The sequence below is a fragment of the Stagnihabitans tardus genome (assembly GCF_009925085.1).
GTDB lineage: Bacteria > Pseudomonadota > Alphaproteobacteria > Rhodobacterales > Rhodobacteraceae > Stagnihabitans > Stagnihabitans tardus.
The window spans coordinates 144,736-168,528 of the sequence record NZ_JAABNR010000008.1 but is presented as its reverse complement, the minus strand read 5'-3'; the positions used below and the strand labels follow the sequence as shown (position 1 = coordinate 168,528).

The window sequence follows — 23,793 nt, the reverse complement described above, 5'->3', positions numbered from 1 at the left end:
CGCAGGCGCTCTATTGGATCACCGGGGCCGCGATCGCTTCGGGTTCCGGGGCTTGACCGACCGTCAGGGCCTCGGACCTCAGGATGCGGGCGATCTGGGCGCAGTCCTCGGGCGTGAAGGTCAGGGGCAGGCGCAGGTCGATCAGGCCGGCAAGGATCCGGTCGGTCTGCGGCAGGACCTGCTTCGGCGCATAGTGCCAATGGTCATAGCGCGAGGTGAAGGCGGCGGGTTTCTCGGCGCCGAACCATTTCAGCTCGACCCCGCGCGCGAGGCAGCGCGAGAGGTAAAGCGCGATCCGCGCGGGGCTCCAGTCGGCCAGGCGGAACTGGAAGGAGCTTCCCACGAAGACCTCCGCCCCAGGCCGCTGGATCAGCGTGATCCCCGGTGTCGCCTCAAGCCCCGCCTCCAGGGCGCGGTAAAGCGCCTCCCAGCGCGCCACGCGCTCGGGCAGGGCCTTCAGTTGCGGCCGCAGGATGGCGGCGCGCAGGTTGTCCATCCGGCCCGAGACATTGGGGGTGACCATCTTCACCCGCTCGAAGACCTCCGCCGGAGGCGCGGCCCGGTGCTTGCCGTAAAGCATGTAGCTGCCCGAGAGGAGCACCGCCCGCGCCATGGAATCGGCGTCGTCCGAGACCAGGAAGCCGCCCTCGCCGGAATTGATGTGCTTGTAGGTCTGCATCGAATAGCAGGCCATGACCCCATGCCGCCCCGAAGGAACCCCGGCCCAGCTTGCCCCCATCGTATGGGCGCAATCCTCGATGACCTGGATCCCCAGGCGGTCGCAAAGCGCCATCAGCCGGTCCATGTCGACCAGGTGGCCGCGCATATGGGACAGCATCAGGAACCGGCAGCCCTCCGCCTTGGCGGCAAGGTCGTCCAGGTCGATCACCAGGTCCTCGGTCACCTCGACGAAGACCGGCACCCCGCCCGCCGCCGCAATCGCCCCCGGCACCGGGGCGAGCGTGAAGGCATTGGTCAGCACCCGCTCGCCGGGTTCCATCCCCAGGGCCCGCAGCGCGCAGCCGAGCGCATAGCCGCCCGAAGCCACCGCCAAGGCATATCTCGCCCCGGTCAGGGCCGCGAATTCCTCCTCCAGCAAAGCGGTCTCTGCCACCTCGCCCTCGGCCTCGTTGTAGCGGTGGAGCCGGCCATGGCGCAGCACGGCCAAGGCGGCCGCGATCCCCTCTTCCGGGATCGGCTCTTGCTGGGTGAACTTGCCGCGAAAGACCTCAAGCCCCGTGATGCCGTCCATTCACGCCTCCCGCTGATGTCCGATCAGCCAGAGGAAGACCCCCAGGGCTGCGGCCAAGCCTGCGCCTGCCACATAATAGGAGACATTGGGCGATTGGAAGGGGGCGGCGTCGGACATGAAGAAGCCGAAGAGCTGGCTGTAAAAGATCGTCCCCAGCATCATGGCGATATTCATGATGGCGGAAAGCCCGCCCTGAAGCTCGCCCTGCGCGTTCTCGGGCACTTCCTTCGACATCAGCGCGGTCAGCATCGGATGGATGAAGCCCTCGGGCCCATGGACGAACATCAGGACCACGACGAGCGGCAAAGTCCAGACGATGCCATAGCCTGTCGCCGCGACCATGGCGCAGACCAGGCCGATGGCCACGGTCCTGCGTTCGCCGAACCACTTGACGAAGGGGCCGGACAGGCCCCCCTGGAAGCCCGCCATGATCAGGCCAAAGAGCGCGAGCGAGCCGCCGATCATCGCCTCGGACCAGTCGAAGCGCGCCTTGGCCCAGAAGGGCCAGAGCGCCGGATAGACCGAGGTAAAGAAGAAGAACATGGCCAGCACGGTGCACATGGGCAGGACGCCGCGATAGCTGGCAAAGATGCGGAAGGCGCCGAAGGGATTGGCGCGCTTCCAGTCGAAGGGGCGGCGGTTCTCGGGCGCCAGGGTCTCGGGCAGGATGAAGAAGCCGAAGACCAGGTTCAGCCCCGAAACCGCCGCCGCGACGTAAAACGGCACGCGGGGGCCGAACGTGCCCAAAAGCCCGCCGATGGCCGGGCCGATGATGAAGCCCAGGCCAAAGGCCGCGCCCATGATGCCGAAAAGTCGCGCCCGGTCCTCGGGGGCCGAGATATCGGCCACGAAGGCATTGGCGATGATCCAGGAGGCGCCGCAAATTCCGGCCAGCACCCGTCCCGCAAACAGCCACTCCAGGTTCGGCGCCAGGGCTTGCATCAGGAAATCCACGCCAAGGCCAAAGACTGCCAACAGCAAAAGCGGCCGCCGCCCGAAACGGTCCGAAAGATTGCCCATCAGGGGCCCGCAGAGGAACTGAGCGATGGAATAGGCCGCCCCCATCCATCCGCCGATGATCGCGGCATGGGCGAGGTCGACATGGCCCACCGTCTCGATCAGCTGCGGCAGGACGGGAATGATGATGCCAAAGCCCACCATGTCCAGGAAGACGGTGATCAGGACGAAGAGAAAGGCGCGGCGCTGCGGCACGGCGGATGCATCGGACATGACAGTCCCCAATCGTGGTAAATGTTCTATCTTTGTTTCAGAGAACCAGCCGCGCGGCAAGCCCCGGCAGGTCCGCGTAGCGGTCCAGCAGCGCATCGGGCGCGAGCCGCGCCACCCCTGCCCCCTCGGGACCAAAGGAGACCAGCACCACCGGCACCCCCGCCGCCCGCGCCGTGTCGCGGTCGGTCACCGTGTCCCCCACCAGCAAAGACCGTCTGGGATCGCCGCCCGCCCGCAGGACCGACTCCCGGTAGGGCAAGGGGTCGGGCTTCCTGACCGGGAAGGTATCTGCTCCGACCAGCGCGCCGAAAAGCCCCCGCACCCCCAGCCGCCGCATGAGCTCCTCGGCCAGGCCCTCGGGCTTGTTGGTGCAGATCGCGGTGGCAAATCCCGCCGCCCGCAAGGATTCGACGGCCTCGACGGCGCCGGGATATAGCCGCGTCGCCCGGTCAAGGCCCTCGGCGTAATGTGCCAGCAGGACCGGGTATTGCCCGTCCACATCCCCCGCCACGCCCAGGCGCTGAAACCCCAGCCGCAGCATGGCCCGCCCGCCGGCGAAAGCGGTCAAGGTATCGGCCGCGCCCAGGGGCTCCCCCAGTCCCAGGCCCGCGAAACAGGCATTGGCGGCGGCCAAGAGGTCCTCCGACGTATCCGCCAAGGTCCCGTCCAGATCAAAGACAACCGTCCTCACCGCTTTCCCTTTCACATGGGCCCAAATATCCCGGGGGTATGCCATCGCGTTCGCCACCGGTTCAAGAACCGATGGCATCGGGGCAGCGCCCCCGGCCGCTGTAACATGGCGTGAGCCCATGCCCCCTTGGCCCCTGCCCCCTCCCCGGTTAGAACGACACCCAAACAAAGGAAAGAGGCAGATGCAGGTATCCCTGATCGTTCTGGCCGCCGGACTGGGCAGCCGCATGAATTCCGACCTGCCAAAGGTCTTGCACAACCTGGCCGCCGTGCCGCTTCTGCACCATGCCCTGGCCGCCGGTCAGGCGCTCTCCCCGGCCCGGACCGTGGTCGTGACGGGCTATGGCGCGGAGCAGGTGGCCAAGGCCGCCCATGACTTCGACCCCGATATCGTCACCGCGCTGCAGGACCCGCCCCAGGGCACCGCCCACGCGGTCGCCGTGACCGAACCCCTCCTTTCCGACGCGACGGGCGCGGCACTGGTGCTTTACGGCGACACGCCCTTCGTGCGCCCCGAAACGCTGGAGGCCATGCTCGCGGCCCGCAGCCATCATGACATCGTCTTCCTGGGGTTTGAGGCCGCCGATCCCAAGGGTTATGGCCGCTTCATCGTGGAGGGCACCGACCTCCGCGCCATCGTCGAGGAAAAGCAGGCGACAGACGCCCAGCGTCAGATCCGGCTCTGCAACTCCGGCGTCATCGCGGCCGAGGTCCAGACCCTGCTGCGCCTCGCCAAATCCGTCCCCCTGCGGGAAAACGTCAGCGAATACTACGTCACCGACATCATCGACCTCGCACGCAGCGAGGGGCTTACGGTGGGCTATGTCACATGCCCCGAGGCCGAGACGCTGGGCATCAACACAAGGGCGCAACTGGCCGCCGCCGAAGCCGCCTTCCAGACCCGCAAACGCGCCGAGATGATGGAGGAGGGCGTCACCCTCATCTCCCCCGAGACCACTTTCTTCGCCCGCGACACCTATATCGGCCGCGACGCCGTGGTGGGTCCGGCGGTGATCTTCGGACCCGGCGTCACGGTGGAAACCGGGGCGGAAATCAAGGGCTTCTGCCACCTCGAGGGCTGCCATATCTCGCGCGGCGCCACCGTCGGCCCCTTCGCCCGCCTTCGCCCCGGGGCAGAGCTGGCCGAAGATGTCCATGTCGGCAACTTCGTCGAGATCAAGAACGCGGTCCTGGATGAGGGCGTCAAGGTCGGCCATCTGACCTATCTCGGCGACGCCCATGTCGGCGAGTTCACCAATATCGGCGCGGGGACCGTGACCTGCAACTATGATGGCGTGATGAAGCACCGCACGACCATCGGCAAGAACGCTTTCATCGGCTCGGATACGATGCTGGTGGCGCCCGTGACGGTGGGCGACAATGCCCTGACCGCCTCGGGCTCGGTCATCACCGAGGACGTCCCCGAAGGCGCCCTGGCCCTGGCCCGGGCGAAACAGGTGAACAAGCCGGGCCTTGCGGTGCGGCTGATGGACAAGTTGCGGGCGATCAAAGCCGCGAAGAAAGGCTCCTGAGATGTGCGGTATCGTGGGCGTATTGGGCAGCCATGAAGTCGCCCCCCTCCTGGTCGAGGCGCTGAAGCGTCTGGAATATCGCGGTTATGACAGCGCGGGCATCGCCACGGTCAATGCGGGGGTCCTCGACCGCCGCCGGGCGGTGGGCAAGCTCGTGAACCTCTCGGACGAGCTGGTCCATAACCCCCTCGCTGGCAAATCCGGCATCGGCCATACCCGCTGGGCCACGCATGGGGCTGCGACGACGGTCAACGCCCATCCCCACCGCTCGGGCGGCGTGGCGGTGGTCCATAACGGCATCATCGAGAACTTCCGCGAACTGCGGGAGGAGCTGGCGGCGGCTGGCCTTGTCCCGGAATCCCAGACCGACACCGAGATGGTCGCCCTCCTGACCCGCCACTACCTCGACCAGGGCCTTTCCCCCGTCGAGGCCGTGCGCAAGACCCTGCCCCGGCTCCACGGCGCCTTTGCGCTGGCCTTCCTCTTCGACGGCGAGGATGACCTGATGATCGCCGCCCGCAAGGGCTCGCCGCTCGCCATCGGGCATGGGGATGGAGAGATGTACCTGGGCTCGGACGCCATCGCGCTCGCGCCCATGACCGACCGCATCACCTATCTGGAAGAGGGCGATTGGGCCGTGATCACCCGCGCAGGCGCGGTGATCCATGACGAGGCCGGGCGGCTGGCCAACCGGGCCGAGCAGCGGATCGCGCTTGATCAGACAAGGATCGAAAAGGCGGGCTATCGGCATTTCATGGCGAAAGAGATCGCCGAACAGCCCGTCGTCCTGGCCGAGGCCCTGCGCAGCGGTGGGTTGGCACCCACCCTACCCGATGTGGACTTCACCGGCGTGGACCGCGTGGTCCTGGTCGCCTGCGGCACGGCCTCTTACGCCGGCCATGTGGCGAAATACTGGTTCGAGAGCCTCGCGGGCCTCGCCGCCGAGGTCGATATCGCCAGCGAATTCCGCTACCGCGATCCGGTCCTGTCCGAGAAATCCTTCGCCATCTTCGTCAGCCAGTCGGGCGAGACCGCCGACACCCTCGCCGCGCTCCGCTATGCGAAAGAGAAGGTCGCCAAGGTCCTGGCCGTGGTCAATGTCCCGACGTCGTCGATTGCCCGCGAGGCCGATGTGGTCCTGCCGATCCGCGCGGGGGTGGAGGTCGGCGTGGCCTCCACCAAGGCCTTCACCGCGCAGCTTCTGACCCTGGCTTTGCTGGCGCTGAAGGCAGGCGTCGACCGGGGCCGCATCTCGCCCGAGGCCTTGGCGCAGCGCCTGGCCGAGTTGCAGGCCCTGCCGGGGCTGATGAACCACACGCTCTCTTTGGGGCCCCGCATCGCGGAAGTGGCCGAAGAGCTCTCCCGCGCGCAGGATGTGCTCTTCCTCGGCCGTGGCGCCATGTTCCCCCTGGCCCTGGAGGGCGCGCTGAAGCTGAAGGAAATCAGCTATATCCACGCCGAAGGCTATGCGTCGGGAGAGCTGAAGCACGGCCCCATCGCGCTGATCGCCCCCGAGGTTCCGGTCATCGTCCTGGCGCCCAGGGATGGGCTCTTCGACAAGACGGTCTCGAACATGCAAGAGGTCATGGCGCGGCATGGCAAGGTGCTGCTGATCTCGGACGCGAAGGGCGTGCATGAGGCGGGCAAAGGCACGTGGGCCACGCTGACCCTGCCCGATTGCCCCGGCCCCTTCGCGCCGATCCTCTACGCCCTGCCCGCCCAGCTTCTGGCCTATCACACCGCCGTAGCCAAGGGGACCGATGTGGACCAGCCGCGCAACCTCGCGAAATCCGTGACGGTGGAATGAATGGCCAAGCAATTCGACGCCTTCACCGAGGACCACCGCGCCTTCGTGGCCGAACAGCATATCTTCTTCGTCGCCACCTCGGCGCCCGGGGCGCATCACAACCTCTCGCCCAAGGGGATGGATAGCCTGCGCATCCTTGGCCCCAACCGGCTGATCTGGCTGAACCTGACGGGCTCGGGCAACGAGACGGCGGCCCACCTGGCCCTTGATCCCCGCATGACGGTGATGTGGTGCAGCTTCGGGACGCGCCCGCTGATCCTGCGCGCCTATGGGACGGCGAAGACGCTCCACCGCGACGACTGGGCCCTGGCGCAGCATTTCCCCGAGACCCCCGGCGCAAGGCAGATCTTCGACATGGAGGTCTCCCTCGTGCAGACCTCTTGCGGCTATGCCGTGCCGACCTTCGAGGGTGCGCAAGAGCGCCCCGTCCTGCGCAGCTGGGCCGAGGGCAAGGGCCCCGAGGGCCTGCGCACCTATTGGGACACCCGCAACCGCCAGTCGATCGACGGGCTGCCGACCGGAATCGAGGCCAACCTGTGACCCCCTCCGACGCTTTGGCCCAGCTGCACGCTCTCTCCAACCCCGAGAAAGCCGCCGAGATGGCGGCCTACCACAAAACCGCGCGCACCTGTTTCGGCGTGACCGTGCCGCAGATCACCGAACTGGCGCAGACCTGGCGCGAGGGGCTGAGCACCGAGGCCCGGGTCGCCCTGGCCGCAGGCCTCTGGGACAGCAACATCCACGAGGCACGGGTGGCGGCGGCGAAACTCCTGACCCAGGCGCGGATCAAGGAGGACGAGCAAGTCTGGCGCCTGATCGCCTCCTGGGTGCCGCAGTTCGACGGCTGGGCCTTGGCCGACCACGCCTGCGACGCCGGGGAACGCCGCCTGGTGGCCGATCCCTCCCGGATCGACGAGGTCGAGACCTGGACGACGTCCGAGCATATGTGGACGCGCCGCGCGGCCCTGGTGATCACCCTGCCCTGGACCAAGCAGAACTTCCCCAAGGAGGCGGACCTCGCGATCCGCGACCGGGTGCTGGGCTGGGCCGCGACCTATGTCAGCGACCCCGACTGGTTCATCCAGAAGGCCGTCGCCTGGTGGCTGCGCGACCTCTCCAAACACGATGCCGCCCGGACGCGGGCCTTCCTGGAGGGTCCCGGCCAGGGGTTGAAACCCTGGGCGCAGCGCGAGGCGGCCAAGCACCTGGAAGCGGGGGCTGCCGCCCCCGCACCCCCGCCTTAAGGGGGCCACGGCCCCCTTAAGAAACCCCGTGAGTATTTGCGCCAATGTGAAAAGGCGGGAGGGGTGAGGCGGTTGCCATGAGTATTTGGGCCAACTTGAAGGCAAAGGACAACTGATCGCTTAGGGGAGTATTTGAGCAAGTATGAAAGCGGCATGTCTCCTCTTTCAACTTGGCGCAAATATCCACGGGGATTTTCAAGGGGAGCGTGCTCCCCTTGAAGCGGGGGGTCCGGGGGGTTTGCCACTTGTTTCGCCACTGGTTCAAGAAACAAGTGGCATGAGCCCCCCGGCTTCCTCCGGGAGGTTTCGCTGGCATTTCATGCCTGCAAAACCTCCCGGACCGCGCTTAGTGCAGGCGGAACTCGGCCACGACATTGCGCCATTCGGCCGGGCCGATCAGCTTGCGGTGGCAGAAGCGGATGGAGTGCAGCGGACCTTCGATCTCGCGCTGCCAGAATTCGATGAAACCGAAGAGCTTGGGATAGTCGGGCGCCAGGTCATACTCCTGCCAGGTGAAGCTGTTCAGCACATGGGGATGGTCGGGCATGTGGTAAAACAGCTCTGCCGTGGTGAGCCCATAGCCCTTCAGCATCAACTCCGTCTCGCGCATCCTTGAACCTCCTGTTCCGGCGCCCCAAAAGACCTGTGTCACCATGATTCCACGGACAAATAAAAAATCAATGAAAACAGTATGTTGTCACTCAACTACGGCTGCTGCCAAATGCCCTGAAACCCTGCCTTGCACCCTATCTGTGGTATGGGGTAAAGTGCCCCCCAACCAGATATGGCCCAGTCCTCCGCAAAGGCAGACCCCTTGACCGATACGCCCGAAGTCCCTGAAAACACGGATGAATCCCCGATCAACCCGCATAAGGGGCCGCAGATTGACATCTCGACCGAGATGCGGTCGGCCTATCTTGACTATGCGATGTCGGTCATCGTCTCCCGCGCGATCCCCGATCTGCGCGACGGGCTGAAACCCGTGCATCGGCGCATTTTGTTTGCGATGCAGGAATCGGGGAACACCCACGACAAGGCCTATCGCAAGTCCGCCCGCCCGGTGGGCGACACGATGGGGAAATACCACCCCCATGGCGACTCGGCGATTTACGATGCGCTGGTGCGGATGGCGCAGCCCTTCTCGATGAGCCTCAAGCTCTTGGACGGTCAGGGCAATTTCGGCTCGATGGATGGCGATATGGCGGCGGCCATGCGCTATACCGAAGTGCGGATGGACAAGCCTGCCGCCTTCCTCCTGGCCGATATCGACAAGGACACCGTCGATTTCCAGGACAATTACGACGGCAAGGACCGGGAACCCACCGTCCTGCCCGCCCGCTTCCCCAATATGCTGGTCAACGGCACCGAGGGCATCGCGGTCGGCATGGCGACCCGCATTCCGCCGCATAACCTGGGCGAGGTCATCGACGGGACGCTCGCGCTCATCGCCGATCCTGACCTGTCGATGGAACGGCTGATGGAGATCATCCCGGCCCCCGACTTCCCCACCGGGGGCCTGATCCTCGGCCGTTCCGGGGCGCGCAAGGCTTACCTTGAGGGCCGTGGCAGCGTCATCATCCGCGCCAAGACCCATGTCGAAGAGCTGCGCAAGGACCGCTTCGCCATCGTCGTCGACGAGATCCCCTACCAGGTCAACAAGGCCTCGATGATCGAAAAGATCGCCGAAATGGTGCGGGAGAAGAAGATCGAAGGCGTCTCCTCGGTGGCGGATGAATCCGACCGCGTGGGCGTGCGGGTTGTGGTGGAGCTGAAGCGCGATGCCACGCCGGATGTGGTCCTCAATCAGCTTTTCCGTTTCACGCCGATGCAGGTCTCTTTCGCCTGCAACATGCTGGCCTTGAATGGCGGCCGTCCGGAGACCCTTTCCCTTCGCGATTTCCTCACCCATTTCATCACCTTCCGCGAAGAAGTGGTGGCGCGGCGCACGGCCTTTGAACTGCGCAAGGCGCGCGAGCGCAGCCATATCCTCTGCGGTCTGGCCGTGGCGGTCTCTAACGTCGACGAGATCGTCCGCACGATCCGCGCCTCGGCTGACGCTGGAGAGGCGCGCGAGAAGCTGATGACCCGCCGCTGGCCCGCTGCCGACATCGCGGATTATATCCGCTTGATCGACGACCCCAGCCACAAGATGAACGAGGACGGGACCTATAACCTCTCCGAAACCCAGGCCCGCGCCATCCTGGAGCTGCGTCTGCAGCGCCTGACGGCCCTGGGCGTCAAAGAGGTCACCGACGAGCTGGAAGAGCTCGCCGCCAAGATCAAGGATTACCTGGAAATCCTCGGTTCCCGCGAGAGGATCATGGGCATCATCTCCGACGAGCTCTCCGAGGTGAAGACCAATTTCGCCGTCCCCCGCCGCACCGAGATCACCGATTGGGCCGGTGACATGGAGGACGAGGACCTGATCGAGCGTGAGGATATGGTCGTCACCATCACGAGCGGAGGCTATATCAAGCGCACCCCCCTGGCCGAGTTCCGCCAACAGAATCGTGGCGGCAAGGGGCTCGCTGCCATGGACACCAAGGAAGACGATGTGGTGACCACGCTTTTCGTGGCCAATACCCATACGCCCCTGTTGTTCTTCACCACCGACGGCATGGTCTACAAGCTGAAGACCTGGCGCCTGCCCTTGGCGGGCCGCAATGCCCGCGGCAAGGCCATGGTCAATATCCTGCCGATCACCACCGGCATTTCCATCGCGGCGCTCATGCCCGTCGATGCGCCGGAAGATCATTGGGACGAGTTGCAGATCGTCTTTGCGACCTCGGACGGCGATGTGCGGCAGAACGACCTTTCGGACTTCACCAACGTCAAGCGCAACGGCAAGATCGCGATGAACCTGCCCGAGGGCGTGACCCTGGTCAATGCCGCCATCTGCTCGGACAATGACGACGTGATGCTGGTCACCGCCTTGGGCCGGGCGATCCGCTTCTCGACCACCGAAATCCGCGTCTTCAAGTCGCGGGGCTCGACGGGGGTGCGTGGCATCCGGCTGGCCGAGGGGGACTTGGTGGTCTCCATGTCCGTCATCCGCCATTTCGAGGCCGATCCGGCCGAGCGCGAGGCCTATCTCAAGCAGCGCCGCCTCATGGCGGGCGTCACCGAGGAGGCCGAGGCCGATGAGGAGGCCGAAGAGACCACGGGCGCCGAAGGCCAGCTGACCCCGGAGCGCTATGCCGAAATGTCGGCGGCCGAGGATCTGATCCTGACGATCACCGAAAGCGGCTCGGGCAAGCTTTCGTCGAGCCATGATTACCCGGTGCGCGGGCGTGGCGGCATGGGGGTCAAGGCGATGGATTCGGCCATGCGGGGCGGCAAGCTGATCGCCTCCTTCAAGGTCGAGCTCGGCGATCAGATCATGCTGGCGACCTCCAGTGGTCAGTCGATCCGGGTGCCGGTCGATCAGATCTCCTTCCGGTCGAGGGGCGCGGGTGGGGTCAAGGTGCTGAACACCGGCGGCGAAGAGCAGGTGGTTTCGGTCGCGCGGATCGTCGAGAGCGAGGCGTAAGCGGCAAGGGCGGGGCGGGTTTTACAGCCTGCCCGGTCTTTCGCGGATGACCCGGGAGGGTTTCACACCCTCCCGGACCCTCCCGTGGGATATTTGTGAAAAGATGAAAGGGGCAAGATCCTGTCCGGACTGACCGAACATCTTGCGACCCTGGGCCAGCGTGGCGAGACGGTGACTTACGGCGCCCTGGCCAAGGTCTTGGGCCTGCGGATGGCAGAGCTGACCACGGCGCTGGAGGCGCTGATGGAGGCGGATGCGGGCCAGGGGCGGCCCTTGCGGGCGGCGCTGGTTTGCGGGCGGCTGACGCCCGGCCTGCCCGCACCGGGGTTTTTCCTGAAGGCTGAGGCGCTTGGGATGGATGTGTCCGACCCTGTCGCTTTCGTGGCGGAGCAGCGGCGGCGGTTAAGAGCCGGGTAACGCTTGGCTGCGATCATGGCGCCCAAGGGAGGCTGCCCATGAACCTGTATCACTGCATGATCGAACTCCGCCCCGAGGCGCGGCCCCTGGCCTTTGCCCAGGCCTGCACGCAATGGATGGGGCATCTTCAGGCCCAGGGACTGATCTCGGGCTGGCGGCTCTTGCGGCGCAAGTTTGGCCTGGCTTCGGGCCAGCATACCGATTTCCTCCTGGAGATCGAATTGCCTGCGCTTGCCACGCTGGACACGGCCTTTGCGGCCCTGGCCCAGGCCGATGAGGAGGCGACGCGGCGCTATGACCAGCTCCATGGCATGATCGCCCATAGCGAGGTGGGGCTTTACCGTCCCTATCCCGACCCGACGCAAAGGGAACGCATCGCCTTGATCTAGGTCAGGGGACCGGATGAGGAACCGCGCCGAGAGGGGCTTGATCCGAAGGGGCCGCTTGATCTGAAGGGGGCGGGCGGCTACATCCGCCCCATGGAACCTATACATATCATCGGCGGCGGCATGGCGGGCTCCGAGGCCGCCTGGCAGGCCGTGCAACTGGGCGTCCCCGTCGTCATCCACGAGATGCGGCCCAAGAAGGGCACTTTCGCGCATCGGACCGGCGATTTCGCCGAAATGGTCTGCTCGAACTCCTTCCGGTCGGATGACCATGAGCAGAACGCGGTCGGCCTTCTGCATTGGGAGATGCGGGCGGCGCAGGGCCTGATCCTGGAGGCCGCGACCGCGCATCGCCTGCCTGCGGGCGGGGCGCTCGCCGTCGACCGCGACCCCTTTGCCGCCTATGTGACGGCGAAGCTGAAATCCCATCCCCTCGTTTCGGTCAGCTATGAGGAGGTCACGGAACTGCCCACCGAGGGCCATTGGATCGTGGCGACGGGGCCCCTGACCTCGGGCGCCCTGGCCGAGAGCATCCGCGCGGCCACGGGGGCGGAGTCCCTGGCGTTTTTCGACGCCATCGCCCCCATCGTCTATGCCGAAAGCGTGGATATGTCGGTGGCCTGGATGCAAAGCCGCTACGACAAGGGCGAGACCATCGAGGAACAGACCGCCTATATGAACTGCCCGATGGACCGCGATGAGTACAACGCCTTCATCGACGCGCTTCTGGCGGCGGAAAAGACCGAGTTCCACGAGGGCGAAACGGCGGGCTATTTCGACGGCTGCCTGCCCATCGAGGTCATGGCCGAACGCGGCCGCGAGACCCTGCGCTTTGGCCCGATGAAACCCGTGGGCCTGACGAACCCCCATTCTGACAAGAAGCCCTATGCCGTGGTCCAGCTGCGCCGTGACAACAAGCTCGGCACGCTTTACAACATCGTGGGCTTTCAGACCAAGATGAAGTATGGCGCGCAAACCACTGTTCTGAAAATGATTCCCGGGCTGCATGAGGCCTCGTTTGCAAGGCTGGGCGGCATCCACCGGAACACCTTCATCAACTCCCCCACGCTTCTCGATCACCAGATGCGGCTGAAGTCGCGCCCGAATATCCGCTTTGCGGGGCAAATCACCGGGGTCGAGGGCTATGTCGAAAGCGCGGCCATGGGGCTGGTGGCGGGGCGGATGGCGGCGGCGGAACTCCTCGGCCGCGAGCTGCCCCCGCCCCCGCGTGAGACGGCGATGGGCGCGCTCATCGCCCATATCACCGGCGATGCCGAGGCCAAGACCTTCCAGCCGATGAACGTCAACTTCGGGCTCTTCCCGCCCATCGAGGCGCGGGGCGGCCGCAAGGGGCGGCATGACCGCTACAAGGCCTATACCGACCGGGCGAAGGAGGCCTTCGCCGCTTGGTTGTGACGCGGTTTGCGCCCTCTCCAACCGGGCCCCTGCACCTGGGCCATGCTTATGCGGCCATCGTGGCGCATGACATGGCGCGGGCGGCGGGGGGGCGGTTTCTGCTGCGGATGGAGGATATCGACCGGCAAAGGTCGCGCGGGGGCTGGGACCAGGCCTGCCTGGACGACCTGGCCTGGCTGGGGCTCACCTGGGACGGGCTTCTCTACCAGTCCACCCGCCTGCCCGCCTACCAGGCGGCGCTGGACCGGCTGGAGGCAATGGGCCTGCTTTACGGCTGCACCTGCACGCGCGGCGACATCAAGGCCGCGCTCTCGGCTCCGCAGGGCGGCATCCTGCCCTCGGAGGGGCCCGATGGCCTGGTCTATCCCGGCACCTGCCGGGGCAAGCCCGTGACCTCGGGGGCGCTGCGGCTGGACCTGACGCGGGCCGTGAACCGCGCGCCGCATCTGGAGTTCACCGAGACCGGCACGCGCCCGGGCCTGCACCGGATCGACCCGCTTCAGATGCTGTCCGAGGTGGGCGACGTGGTCCTGGCGCGGCGCGACATGGGGACATCCTATCATCTTTCGGTCGTGGTGGATGACGCCTTCCAGGGCGTGACCCATGTGACGCGGGGCGAGGATCTTTTCGAGGCCACGCAGATTCACGTTCTGCTGCAACGGCTTATGGGGCTTTCTTCGCCCATCTGGCACCATCATGCCCTGATCCGCGACGACGAGGGCCGCAGGCTGGCCAAGCGCGACGACGCGCGGGCGCTGATGACCTATCGCGCCGAAGGGGCGACGCCTGCCGATATCCGCCGCATGGTGGGTTTGGGGTGAGAGACCCGGGGTATACCCCGGGCTACGCAGGCCGACCGGAGCCCCCGGAAACGGAAAGGGCGGCGCGGCACCGCCCCGTGCCCCTGGGCTGGGCAGAGCGAACCAAGCCCCCGGCGCCCTGCCGTCCCGGGCTTTGACCCGGGACCTCGACGCCTTGACGGAAACGGCGCCACAAGACATCCGCCAGATTGTGGGTCAGGTATGAGGCCAGACCCGGTGTATCCCCCAGGCCACGCAGACCAACCCGAGCCCCGGCGCCCCGGGCTGCGGCCCCTGGACCTCGCCCCTTCCGTCAAACCCCGGGCTTTGATCAAATCGCCTTGCCCCTGCCCCCGCCGCCCCCTAGGGTCGCGGCGCGCAATCGGGGGCGCAAACGGGGGCGCGCGCAGGGGGGCATCCATGGACAAGACGACGCAAAAGGGCATCGCCTTCCTGGCCATGGCGATCTTTGCCTTCACCGCGATGGATGCCATCGCCAAGCACCTGGTGGCGATCTATCCGACGGCCCAGGTCGTCTGGGCTAGGAACATCGGCCAGTTGGTCTTCGTTCTCCTCTACCTGAACCGCCGCCTGCCCGAGGCGGTCAAGACCAGGCTGCCCGGCCTGCACGTGGCGCGCTCTCTGACCCAGCTTGGCGCGACGGGCTTCTTCTTCTACTCGCTCAACCACATCGGCCTGGCCGAGGCCACGGCGCTCGCCAATATCAACCCGGTCCTGATCACCGTGGGCGCCGCCCTCTTCCTGGGCGAGACGCTGACACGCGCCCGCGTCCTGGGCCTTGGGGTGGCCATGCTGGGGGCGCTGATCGTCCTGCGCCCCGGCATGGGGGTCTTTACCGCTGCCGCCGTCCTGCCGATCATCTGCGCCTTTTCCTATGCGGCCAACATGCTTCTGACCCGAGCCGTCGGAAGCCGTGAGAGCCCCTGGGCCGCGATGTTCTACTCGGCGCTCTTCGGGACCATCGTCACCACGGCGCTCTTGCCCTTTGGCTGGCGGGAGATGACGGCGCAGGATGTCGGGCTCTTTGCTGCCGTGGGGCTTCTGGGGGCCACGGCGCAGCTCTTGATGATCCGGGCCTATTCCCTGACCCAGGCCTCGGTCCTGGCGCCCTTTGGCTACCTGGACATGGTTTTCGCCATCTTCTGGTCGGTCACGGTCTTTGACCAATGGCCGGACCTTTACACTCTTGGCGGAGCGCTTGTGATCGCCTGTGCCGGGATTTATGTCTGGCGCAGGGAACAAGGGGCCTGAGGTGAGCGAAACGTGGCGGCAAAGATGGACCTTACGCGGGCAGGATGTCTTTGCCCGCGCGGTCATCGGCCTGTTGCGGGCCCTGCCCTATGGGCGGCGCGTGGGCCTTGGGGGCTGGATCCTGCGGCGGATCGTGGGGCCGCTTGCCGGCTATGACCGGCGGATCGCCAAGAACCTGGCGCTGATCTGGCCCGACCTGCCCCCGACCGAGGTCAAGCACATCACGCAGGGGGTTTGCGACAACCTTGGCCGGACGCTGGCCGAGCTTTACTCTCCGGCCGAGTTCAAGGCCCGGGCAGCGGCGAGCCCGGTGCGCGGCAACCTTGAAGCAGTGCTTGAGGCCCAGGCGCGGGGGCAAGGCGTCATCCTGATCTCGGGCCATTTCGGCAATCATGACATTGCGCGGGCCATGCTGGATGGGCGCGGCCATCCGGTGGCGGCGCTTTATCGCCCGCAGTCCAATGCCGAGTTCGACCGGCATTTCTCGGCCACCATTCGCGCGATATCCGAGCCGCTCTTCGGGCGCGAGAGGCGGGAGCTGGCGGGGCTGGTCACCCATCTGAAGAAGGGCGGCATGCTGGGGGTTCTGATCGACCAGTATTACCACCTGGGCGAGAAGCTGGACTTCCTCGGGCGGCCCGCCAAGACCTCGACCGCGATGGCCTCGATGGCGTTGAAATACGACCTTCTCTTGGTGCCGGTCTATGGCATCCGCCAACCTGACGGTGTAAGTTTCGAGCTGGTGGTCGAAGAGCCCATCCCGCACAGCGACCCGGTGACCATGACCCAGGCGGTGAATGACAGCCTGGCCGCCATGGTGCGCGCCCATCCCGAACAATGGCTCTGGGCGCATCGCCGCTGGCGGTGAGCGGTGCGTGTGAACACGCCCCCTACCCCGGAAAGCGACCAAGGCTGGATCGGGCGGATCAGGAAAAGCCCCGCTTTTCCCCGCCCGTGACGCCGGCTTTCCACCGGACCCTTTCCGCTCAGGCTGCCAAAGGCCAGCGCCCGGCCCGGCGGGCGAGAAGCGCCCGCCATGGGCGGGACGGGCGCTGGCCGGGGGCTTCGGCCCCCGGCGGCTCCACCGGAACCCTCAGCCTGTGGCCGAGGCGATGGCCTCGGCCAGACCTGTAGACTGCCTTGCCGTGGCGAGTCGGAGGGCGGGGCCCAGGGGCTCAAGCCCGGGGCGCGGCGGGGAGAGGGCGGCGGCGGCGCCTAGAGGTGATCCCGCAGAAGCTGCACCACCACATCGGGCGGCACGTCCTCGGCGACAAAGGCCTGGCCGATGCCGCGTGCGAGGATGAAGCGCAGCTTGCCGTCGATGACCTTCTTGTCCTGGCCCATCAGGTGCAGAAGCTCCTCCGCCCCCGGCAGGTCCCCCGGGATGTCGCGCAGGTCGCATTTCATCCCCATCGCCTTCAGATGGGCCCTGACGCGGGAGGGCGCCTCTTGGCTGCACAACCCCAGCCGCTGGGAAAGCTCGAAGGCCAGGGCGCAGCCGATCGCCACGCCTTCGCCATGCAGCAGGCGGTCGGAATAGCCCGTGGCCTTCTCCAGCGCGTGACAGAAGGTATGGCCAAGGTTCAACAGAGCGCGGTCGCCCTCTTCGGTCTCGTCGCGCTCGACGATCTCGGCCTTCATCTGCACCGACCGCGTCACGGCATGGAGCCGCGCCGCAGGGTCATGGCGCAGGCGCGGCGCATTGACCTCGAGCCAGTCGTAAAAGCCCGCATCGCCCAAAAGCCCGTATTTCACCACCTCGCCATAGCCCGCCAGAAGGTCGCGGTCGGGCAAGGTGTCCAGGATCCCCGTATCGGCCAGCACCAGGGTCGGCTGGTGAAAGGCCCCCACCAGGTTCTTGCCATGGACCGAGTTGATCCCGGTCTTGCCGCCCACCGAGCTGTCCACCTGCGACAAGAGGCTGGTGGGCAGCTGCACGAAGCGCACCCCGCGCCGCAAGACCGCCGAGGCAAAGCCTACGAGGTCACCGATCACCCCGCCGCCGAGCGCCACGACGATATCGCGCCGCTCGATCTTGCTCTCCAAGAGCCAATCGACGCAGGTCGCGAAATGCGGCCAGGACTTGGTCGCCTCTCCGGCCGGAAGCCGCAGGGCGGAATGGGTGATGCCCTCGGCGTCCAAAGCGGACTGCAAGGTCGCAAGATGCAGCCCCGCGACCGTCTCATCCGTGACGATGGCCACCTTCTTGCGCCGCAGGAAGGGCGCGATTTCCGCCCCCGCGCGCGCCAGAAGCCCCGGCCCGATCCGCACATCATAGGACCGCGCCCCAAGGTTCACATGGACTTCGTTCATTCCGTCTCCAAAAGCTCATAGACATCGGGCCGCGTGGCCAGCGCCTGGGCCACCCGCCCCGCCATATCCTCGACCGAGTATTCCGGCGAGGCATCGACGGCGAGATCGGCCAGCCCATAGGCGGGCAGCCGCGCCTCGTAAAGCCCGCGCAGGGTCTCGCGCGGGTTGGGGGTGCGCAACAGGGGCCGCGTCGTCTTGTGGCGCACCCGCTGCCAAAGAAGCTCCAGGTCGGCGCGCAGCCAGACCGAGACCCCGGCCTCGTGGATCAGGGCACGGTTGACCTCCGACAGGAAGGCCCCGCCCCCGGTGGACAGCACGCATGGCGCGCCATGCAACAGCCGGTTCAGCACCTCGGTCTCGCGGGCGCGGAAAAACGGCTCGCCGTCGCGTTCGAAAATCTCGGCGATGGAGCGGTGGGCGGCCTTCACGATCTCTTCGTCCGAATCGAGGAAGGGCACGTTCAGCGCCCGTGCCAGCGCCGTGCCCACGGCCGTCTTGCCCGCCCCCATCATGCCCACAAGGACCACCGTCTTCTTCAACAAGGCGCCGTTCCCCCTTTCCCCCAGCCTCAAGGCAAGATAATGCCGCCCTGACGCATAACTTTGTGTCCTGAATGGCGTGAAGTTACGACAAAAGCCATATATATTCGACAGCGAAGGGGCCCGGAAGCGGCCCCCGCCAGAGGCAGTCAAAGGGGCGCGAAGATGGGACGTTTGATCATGGCATTGGTCGTGCTGGCGCTGATCGGGGTTGCGGGGCTGGCGGCCTATGCAACCCTGGCCGATCTCTCGCCCGCCACGGGTGAGATCAAGGTTCCGGTGACGCTCGATGCGGACTAAGGTCCTCTTGCTGGCCTGCTGGCCAGGGCTTGCCTTGGGCCAAGAGCAGCCCTTGTCGGCCATCGACTGGCTGTCGAAATCGCTGGTGACCCCGGTCGTCCAGCCCCTGGCCCCAGAGCCCCCGGTGACGCCGCAAGCGACCGAGGGTGTTACGACCGAGACCCTGGGCGCCGCCTCGACCGATGCGCTGGGGCTCTTGGCCCCCATGGTGACGGGCCTGCCCCAGGCGCTTTGGGGCGGGGCGCGGTTGGAGGATATCCAAAGGCTTCTGGCCGACCGTGGGCCGAACCTGCCCGCGGCGCAGGGGCTCTTGATCAGCCTCCTCTTGGCCGAGGCCGATCCTCCCCTGGGCCTGCCCAAGGGCGAGAGCCTGTTTCTGACCCGAGTCGACACGCTTCTGGCCATGGGCGCGCTGGACCAGGCGCGGGCGCTTCTGGATACGGCGGGTGCGGACCGTTCGCCCGAGATCTTCCGGCGCTATTTCGACGTGGCTTTGCTCATCGGCGACGAGGACCGCGCCTGCGAGGCCCTGGCCCGCGCCCCGGGCCTCGCCCCCGCCCTGCCCACCCGGATCTTTTGCCTCGCCCGCGCGGGGGATTTCGCCACCGCCGAGCTGACCTTGGACACCGCCCGGGCGCTTGGCAATGTCACCGCCGAAGAAGCCGCCCTCCTGGCGCGCTTCATGAACCCCGACCTCGACGAGGGCGGCGTCTCGCCCCTGATGCCCAACCCCGTCACGCCCCTGGTCTACCGCATCTACCAGGCCATCGGCGAGCCCCTGCCCGATACGACCCTGCCCCTGGCCTTCACCTATGCCGACCTGTCGGAGACGGCCGGCTGGAAGGCGCAGCTCGACGCGGCCGAACGGCTTTCCAGGCTTGGCGTCGTGGCGCCGAACCTGCTTTTGGGGCTTTACACCCAGCAGAAACCGGCGGCCTCGGGCGGGGTCTGGGACCGTGCGGCCGCTGTCCAGGCCTTGGAGGCGGCGCTCTCCGCCAAGGACCCGCGCCTCGTGATGCGCAGCCTGCCGCCCGCCTGGGCGCTGATGCAACAGGCCGAGCTGGAAGTGGCCTTCGCCACGATCTATGCCCCCGACCTGGCCGGAATGGCCCTGACCGGAGAGGCGGCCTCCGCCCAGCGCGACATCCTGCTTTTGTCGCCCGAGGCCGCCAAGCTGACCCAGGGCATGACCTCGGCCGACCCTTCGGGCGCTTTTCTCCTGGCCCTGGCGCAAGGCAAGCTGGAGGGTGTCACGCCCACCGACGACACGGCCGCTGCCGTGTCGCGGGCCTTCCTGTCGCCGGAAATTCCGCCGCAGGTCCAGGCGCTGATCGACCAGGGCCGGGTCGGAGAGGCGCTTCTGACCGCCCTGCCGCTGATCCGGCTTGGCGCCTCGGGCGACAATCATGCGCTGAGCGAGGGGCTTTCGGTCCTGGTGGCCCTGGGTCAGGTCGAGCCCGCACGCCGGGCGGGCTTGCAGGTGCTGCTCCTTGACCGCAGGGGCTGAGATGGCCAGCGACCAACAGGCGATCTCGGCCTTCCTTGCGGCGCAATCGGCTGAAAAGAACGCGGCGCGGAACACGGCGCTCGCCTATGGCCGCGACCTTCTGGCCTTTGCCGAACACTGCGACAGCGACCTGGTCGAGGCCACGCGCGAGGAGATCGAGGATTACCTCACCGCCTGCGACGCGCAGGGCCTGTCCAAGGCGACCCGCGCAAGGCGGCTCTCGTCGATCAAGCAGTTCTTCCGCTTTGCCGTCGAGGAGGGCTGGCGCAAGGACAATCCCGCGATAAGGCTTTCCGGCCCCGGGGCCAGCCAGCACCTGCCCAAGACCCTCTCGCCCGAGGAGGTCACCGCGCTGATCACCGTGGCCGGAGAGGTGGGCCGCGCCCCCCGCGACCGCCGCCGCAACTTGGCCCTGATGGAGCTTCTCTACGCCACCGGCATGCGGGTGACCGAGCTTGTCACCCTGCCCATCGCGGCGGTGAAAGGCGACCCCCGCATGATCCTGGTGCGCGGCAAGGGCGGGAAGGAGCGGCTCGCCCCCCTCTCCGACCCCGCCCGCATCGCCCTGACCTTCTGGCTCCGCGACCGCGAGGCCGAGGATGACCTGGCCCGCAAAGAGGGCAAGCCCGTCAGCCGGTTTCTCTTTCCCGGGTCGGGGAAAGAGGGCCACCTGACCCGCCAGCAGTTCTTCGTCCTGATCAAGGAGATGGCGCTGAAGGCCGGCATCGACCCTGCCCGCGTCAGCCCCCATGTCCTCCGCCATGCCTTCGCCACCCATCTCCTGGCGGGGGGCGCCGACCTTCGGGTGATCCAGACACTTTTGGGCCATGCCGATCTCTCGACCACCGAGATTTACACCCATGTGCTGGAGGACCACCTGAAAGAGCTGGTCCTGAACCACCACCCGCTTGCCAAGAAGGACTGATATGGACTGGATTGCCGCCAACCTGGAACTCGTTCTGACCGCGCTGGCGGTCACGGCTCTCCTGGTGATCTCGGCCTTCTTCTCGGCCTCGGAAACCGCCCTGACCGCCGCCTCGCGCGCGGCGCTCAAGGCCCAGGCCGACCGGGGCTCACGCGGGGCCCGCGCCGCCATGGGCGTGTCCGAGGACAACGAGCGGATGATCGGCGCGCTGCTTTTGGGCAACAACGTCGCCAATACGCTGAACGCCGCCCTGACCACGGCGCTTCTGACCGGCATCTTCGGCACCCAGGGCGTGGCCTTCGCCACGGTCATCGTCACGGTCCTCGTCCTGGTCTTTGCCGAGGTCCTGCCCAAGACGGTCGCCATCCTGAACCCGGTCGCCGTCTCGGTCCGCGTGGCCCCGGTGATCCGGGTGCTGATCGTGGTCTTCTCGCCGATCGTCTCGACCGTGCGCGCCCTGGTCCGCGCCATCCTGCGGCCCTTCGGCCTGAATCCCGACCCCGAGAGCCATATCCTGGCGCTGCGCGACGAGATCGCAGGCGCCATCTCCCTCGGCCATTCCGAGGGCGCGGTGGAGAAGGAAGACCGCGACCGGCTTCTCGGCGCCCTCGACCTCGCCGACCGCACCGTGGACGAGATCATGCGCCACCGCCGCAATTGCGAGATGGTGGATGCCGACCTGCCCCCCGAAGAGCTGGTGACCCGCGTCCTGGCCTCCAGCCACACCCGCCTGCCGCTCTATCGTGACAGCGACGAGAACATCCTGGGCGTGATCCATGCCAAGGACCTCCTGCGCGAGGTGGACCGGCTGATCCACCTGCACCCGACCCGCGAAGAGGCCCTTGCGGCGCTGGATGTGGTCAAGGTGGCGATGAAGCCCTATTTCATCCCCGACACGACGACCCTGGACGAACAGATGCGCGAGTTCCTGAAACGGCGCACCCATTTCGCCCTTGTGGTCGATGAATACGGCGGGCTGCAGGGCCTGATCACGTTGGAGGATATCCTTGAAGAGATCGTCGGCGAGATCACCGACGAATTCGACAAGGTGGACAGCGCCTCGATGCTGAAACGGGCCGAGGATGGCGCGGTGACGGTCGACGGCGCCATGACGATCCGCGACGTGAACCGGGCGACCGACTGGAACCTGCCCGATGAAGAGGCCAATACGATCGCGGGCCTCGTCATCCACGAGGCGCAGATGATCCCGATCCAGGGCCAGGCCTTCTCTTTCCACGGCTTCCGCTTCGAGGTCGTGGCCCGGCGCGAGAACCGCCTGACCCGGATCCGCATCCGGAAACTGTAAGAGCTCCGCCGTCCCGGGCGAAGACCCGGGACCTCGACCTGAAAGCAAGGAGGTCCCGGGGCCCGCGGCGCGTCGCCGGGATCAGACGATGATCAGCGTCGCCGCCAGCCCCTCCAGGCTCGTCAGCCCCGCCAGGTGGATCTCGGTGGCGCCGAAGTCCAGCACGACCTCGCCCGTGCCGATGCGACCGAAGGTCGATACGACCTCTGCCGCCGTCAGCGTCCCGGTCCAAAGCGCATCGTTCAGCTGGATATGATCGAGACCGAGGTCAAAGTCGCTGACCCGGTCCACCCCCGAGGTCAGGACGAAGGTATCCGCCCCCGCCCCCCCGGTGTAGTCATCCTTGCCCGCGCCCCCGGTCAGCAGATCATCCCCGCCGCCACCCGTGAGGCTGTCCGCCCCGGCGCCACCGGTCAGCGTGTCATTGCCCTCTCCGCCACTCAGCGCATTGGCCCCGGCATTGCCCGAGAGGACATTGGCCGCCGCATTCCCCGTGGCCGAAAGCCCCGCCACGCCCAAAAGCGTCGCCCGGTTGATCCCCGCCCCCAGGGTAATGCTGCCCGAGGTCTCGAGCCGCACCCCATCGACCAGGTCGAGCTTCACATTGCCGCCCGTCGTGTCCAGCGTCAGCGAAAAGCTCCGCGTCCCCGCCTGGCCCGTCACCAGGGTCGTGGCCGAGGCCGCAAGCTTCAGCTCATAGCCCCCCGGGGCCTCGGTCACGGCCTCGACCCCGCCGGACCGGAAAGTGACACCGCCCTGGCCCTCGCCCAGGGAATAGAACCGGTCGCGGTTGGCATCGCGATAGGCCACGCCGGTGACGAAGACCTCCGCCCCCGCCTTGGCGAAGACCTCGGTCAGCATGGCGGCATTCCAGTCGCGGCCTTGGGTGAAGAAGCTCCCCGTCTCGGCCCCCAGCCCCACCTCGCGGAAACTGCCGTTCAAGAGGTTGGTGCGGTGGCCCGCCGAGAGGAAAAGCCCCCGGTGCAGGCCCGCGATGGCGCCTTCCAGCGTGACGGTGCCGGTGGACCCGCTCCAGGCGATGTTCTCGCCCCAGGTCGAGGCGGCATAGGACTGGTCCGCGATCCGGTCCCCCGGCGAAGAGCCCCCCGCCCCGGTATGGGAGAAGATGTCGGTCTGCAGCATCCAGACCGAATGCAGCGCCGCCGCCGCATCCAGCGCGTCATTCCCCGCCAGGACCTGTTTGGCCGTGCCATTCAGCGTCCCCGCCGCCAGGCCCTGGTTAAGATCGATCCCCTGCCGCTTCGCTTCGCCCAAAGGGTCGAGCCGCGCGCGGTTGATCAGTTCCAGAAGATATTGTTCCACTGCCG

General features: G+C 66.8%; 22 protein-coding genes. 15 read left to right on the top strand and 7 right to left on the bottom strand.

Annotated elements, in window-relative coordinates; all coding sequences use genetic code 11:
- Positions 1-10: 10 nt before the first annotated feature.
- The 3 genes from GV832_RS10390 to GV832_RS10380 are packed head-to-tail and all read right to left on the bottom strand — an operon-like array spanning position 11 to position 3,218.
- Positions 11-1,252 (bottom strand): DegT/DnrJ/EryC1/StrS family aminotransferase, encoded by a 1,242-nt coding sequence (locus GV832_RS10390; RefSeq protein WP_168774782.1) that lies wholly within the window; start codon positions 1,250-1,252, stop codon positions 11-13.
- Positions 1,253-2,482: a TCR/Tet family MFS transporter gene (locus GV832_RS10385; protein WP_168774781.1), complete on the bottom strand. Its 1,230-nt coding sequence runs from the start codon at positions 2,480-2,482 to the stop codon at positions 1,253-1,255. It lies immediately after the preceding gene.
- 37 nt (positions 2,483-2,519) lie between these two features.
- Entirely contained in the window at positions 2,520-3,218 is a 699-nt protein-coding gene (locus GV832_RS10380; RefSeq protein ID WP_168774780.1) for an HAD hydrolase-like protein, read from the bottom strand.
- Positions 3,219-3,354: 136 nt separating this feature from the next.
- On the opposite strand from GV832_RS10380, the gene glmU reads away from it, so the two are divergent.
- From glmU to GV832_RS10360, 4 genes are read left to right on the top strand one after another with little or no spacing between them, the layout of a single operon-like run.
- Positions 3,355-4,704, top strand: a complete 1,350-nt coding sequence (gene glmU / locus GV832_RS10375; RefSeq protein WP_168774779.1) for a bifunctional UDP-N-acetylglucosamine diphosphorylase/glucosamine-1-phosphate N-acetyltransferase GlmU — start codon at positions 3,355-3,357, stop codon at positions 4,702-4,704.
- A gap of 1 nt (position 4,705) precedes the next feature.
- Positions 4,706-6,511 (top strand): glutamine--fructose-6-phosphate transaminase (isomerizing), encoded by a 1,806-nt coding sequence (gene glmS / locus GV832_RS10370; RefSeq protein ID WP_168774778.1) that lies wholly within the window; start codon positions 4,706-4,708, stop codon positions 6,509-6,511.
- The gene (locus GV832_RS10365; protein WP_168774777.1) at positions 6,512-7,051 is read left to right on the top strand and encodes a pyridoxamine 5'-phosphate oxidase family protein; all 540 of its coding nucleotides are present in this window, start codon (positions 6,512-6,514) and stop codon (positions 7,049-7,051) included.
- The gene (locus GV832_RS10360; RefSeq protein ID WP_168774776.1) at positions 7,048-7,755 is read left to right on the top strand and encodes a DNA alkylation repair protein; all 708 of its coding nucleotides are present in this window, start codon (positions 7,048-7,050) and stop codon (positions 7,753-7,755) included. The genes GV832_RS10365 and GV832_RS10360 overlap by 4 nt, the downstream gene beginning before the upstream one ends.
- Positions 7,756-8,101: 346 nt before the next feature.
- On the opposite strand, the gene GV832_RS10355 is transcribed toward GV832_RS10360, so the two are convergent.
- Positions 8,102-8,365, bottom strand: coding sequence for an usg protein (locus tag GV832_RS10355; protein WP_168774775.1), 264 nt, complete (start codon positions 8,363-8,365; stop codon positions 8,102-8,104).
- 204 nt (positions 8,366-8,569) lie between these two features.
- On the opposite strand from GV832_RS10355, the gene gyrA reads away from it, so the two are divergent.
- The 7 genes from gyrA to GV832_RS10320 all read left to right on the top strand — a co-directional run bounded on the left by gyrA (position 8,570) and on the right by GV832_RS10320 (position 16,443).
- Positions 8,570-11,284, top strand: a complete 2,715-nt coding sequence (gene gyrA, locus GV832_RS10350) for a DNA gyrase subunit A (RefSeq protein ID WP_435531756.1) — start codon at positions 8,570-8,572, stop codon at positions 11,282-11,284.
- Between the two features lie 171 nt (positions 11,285-11,455).
- Positions 11,456-11,701, top strand: a complete 246-nt coding sequence (locus GV832_RS10345) for a hypothetical protein (protein ID WP_168774773.1) — start codon at positions 11,456-11,458, stop codon at positions 11,699-11,701.
- A 38-nt stretch (positions 11,702-11,739) separates the two neighbouring features.
- Positions 11,740-12,090 (top strand): DUF6614 family protein, encoded by a 351-nt coding sequence (locus GV832_RS10340; RefSeq protein WP_168774772.1) that lies wholly within the window; start codon positions 11,740-11,742, stop codon positions 12,088-12,090.
- A gap of 90 nt (positions 12,091-12,180) precedes the next feature.
- Positions 12,181-13,503, top strand: coding sequence for a methylenetetrahydrofolate--tRNA-(uracil(54)-C(5))-methyltransferase (FADH(2)-oxidizing) TrmFO (gene trmFO / locus GV832_RS10335; protein ID WP_168774771.1), 1,323 nt, complete (start codon positions 12,181-12,183; stop codon positions 13,501-13,503).
- Positions 13,494-14,324, top strand: a complete 831-nt coding sequence (gluQRS, locus tag GV832_RS10330; RefSeq protein WP_168774770.1) for a tRNA glutamyl-Q(34) synthetase GluQRS — start codon at positions 13,494-13,496, stop codon at positions 14,322-14,324. Before trmFO ends, gluQRS begins: the two co-directional genes overlap by 10 nt.
- 399 nt (positions 14,325-14,723) lie before the next feature.
- On the top strand, positions 14,724-15,575 hold the full coding sequence (locus GV832_RS10325; protein WP_168774769.1) for a DMT family transporter: 852 nt from the start codon (positions 14,724-14,726) through the stop codon (positions 15,573-15,575).
- Between the two features lies 1 nt (position 15,576).
- Positions 15,577-16,443: a lysophospholipid acyltransferase family protein gene (locus tag GV832_RS10320; protein ID WP_354001947.1), complete on the top strand. Its 867-nt coding sequence runs from the start codon at positions 15,577-15,579 to the stop codon at positions 16,441-16,443.
- Positions 16,444-16,790: 347 nt separating this feature from the next.
- Here the strand turns inward: GV832_RS10320 and aroB are convergent, their stop codons facing one another.
- Together aroB and GV832_RS10310 are read right to left on the bottom strand one after the other, a co-directional pair.
- The gene (gene aroB / locus GV832_RS10315) at positions 16,791-17,888 is read right to left on the bottom strand and encodes a 3-dehydroquinate synthase (protein ID WP_168774767.1); all 1,098 of its coding nucleotides are present in this window, start codon (positions 17,886-17,888) and stop codon (positions 16,791-16,793) included.
- Positions 17,885-18,430, bottom strand: coding sequence for a shikimate kinase (locus tag GV832_RS10310; RefSeq protein WP_227754350.1), 546 nt, complete (start codon positions 18,428-18,430; stop codon positions 17,885-17,887). Before GV832_RS10310 ends, aroB begins: the two co-directional genes overlap by 4 nt.
- A 162-nt stretch (positions 18,431-18,592) precedes the next feature.
- Between GV832_RS10310 and GV832_RS22320 the strand changes: the two genes are divergently transcribed.
- Genes GV832_RS22320 through GV832_RS10295 form a run of 4 tightly spaced genes read left to right on the top strand, consistent with a single transcriptional unit; the run spans position 18,593 to position 22,465 of the window.
- Positions 18,593-18,727 (top strand): hypothetical protein, encoded by a 135-nt coding sequence (locus tag GV832_RS22320; protein WP_265332508.1) that lies wholly within the window; start codon positions 18,593-18,595, stop codon positions 18,725-18,727.
- On the top strand, positions 18,717-20,234 hold the full coding sequence (locus GV832_RS10305) for a hypothetical protein (protein WP_168774766.1): 1,518 nt from the start codon (positions 18,717-18,719) through the stop codon (positions 20,232-20,234). Before GV832_RS22320 ends, GV832_RS10305 begins: the two co-directional genes overlap by 11 nt.
- 1 nt (position 20,235) lies before the next feature.
- The gene (locus GV832_RS10300) at positions 20,236-21,159 is read left to right on the top strand and encodes a site-specific tyrosine recombinase XerD (protein ID WP_168774765.1); all 924 of its coding nucleotides are present in this window, start codon (positions 20,236-20,238) and stop codon (positions 21,157-21,159) included.
- A 1-nt stretch (position 21,160) separates the two neighbouring features.
- The gene (locus tag GV832_RS10295; protein WP_168774764.1) at positions 21,161-22,465 is read left to right on the top strand and encodes an HlyC/CorC family transporter; all 1,305 of its coding nucleotides are present in this window, start codon (positions 21,161-21,163) and stop codon (positions 22,463-22,465) included.
- A gap of 81 nt (positions 22,466-22,546) precedes the next feature.
- Here the strand turns inward: GV832_RS10295 and GV832_RS10290 are convergent, their stop codons facing one another.
- Positions 22,547-23,788, bottom strand: a complete 1,242-nt coding sequence (locus GV832_RS10290; protein ID WP_168774763.1) for a CAP domain-containing protein — start codon at positions 23,786-23,788, stop codon at positions 22,547-22,549.
- Positions 23,789-23,793: the final 5 nt, after the last annotated feature.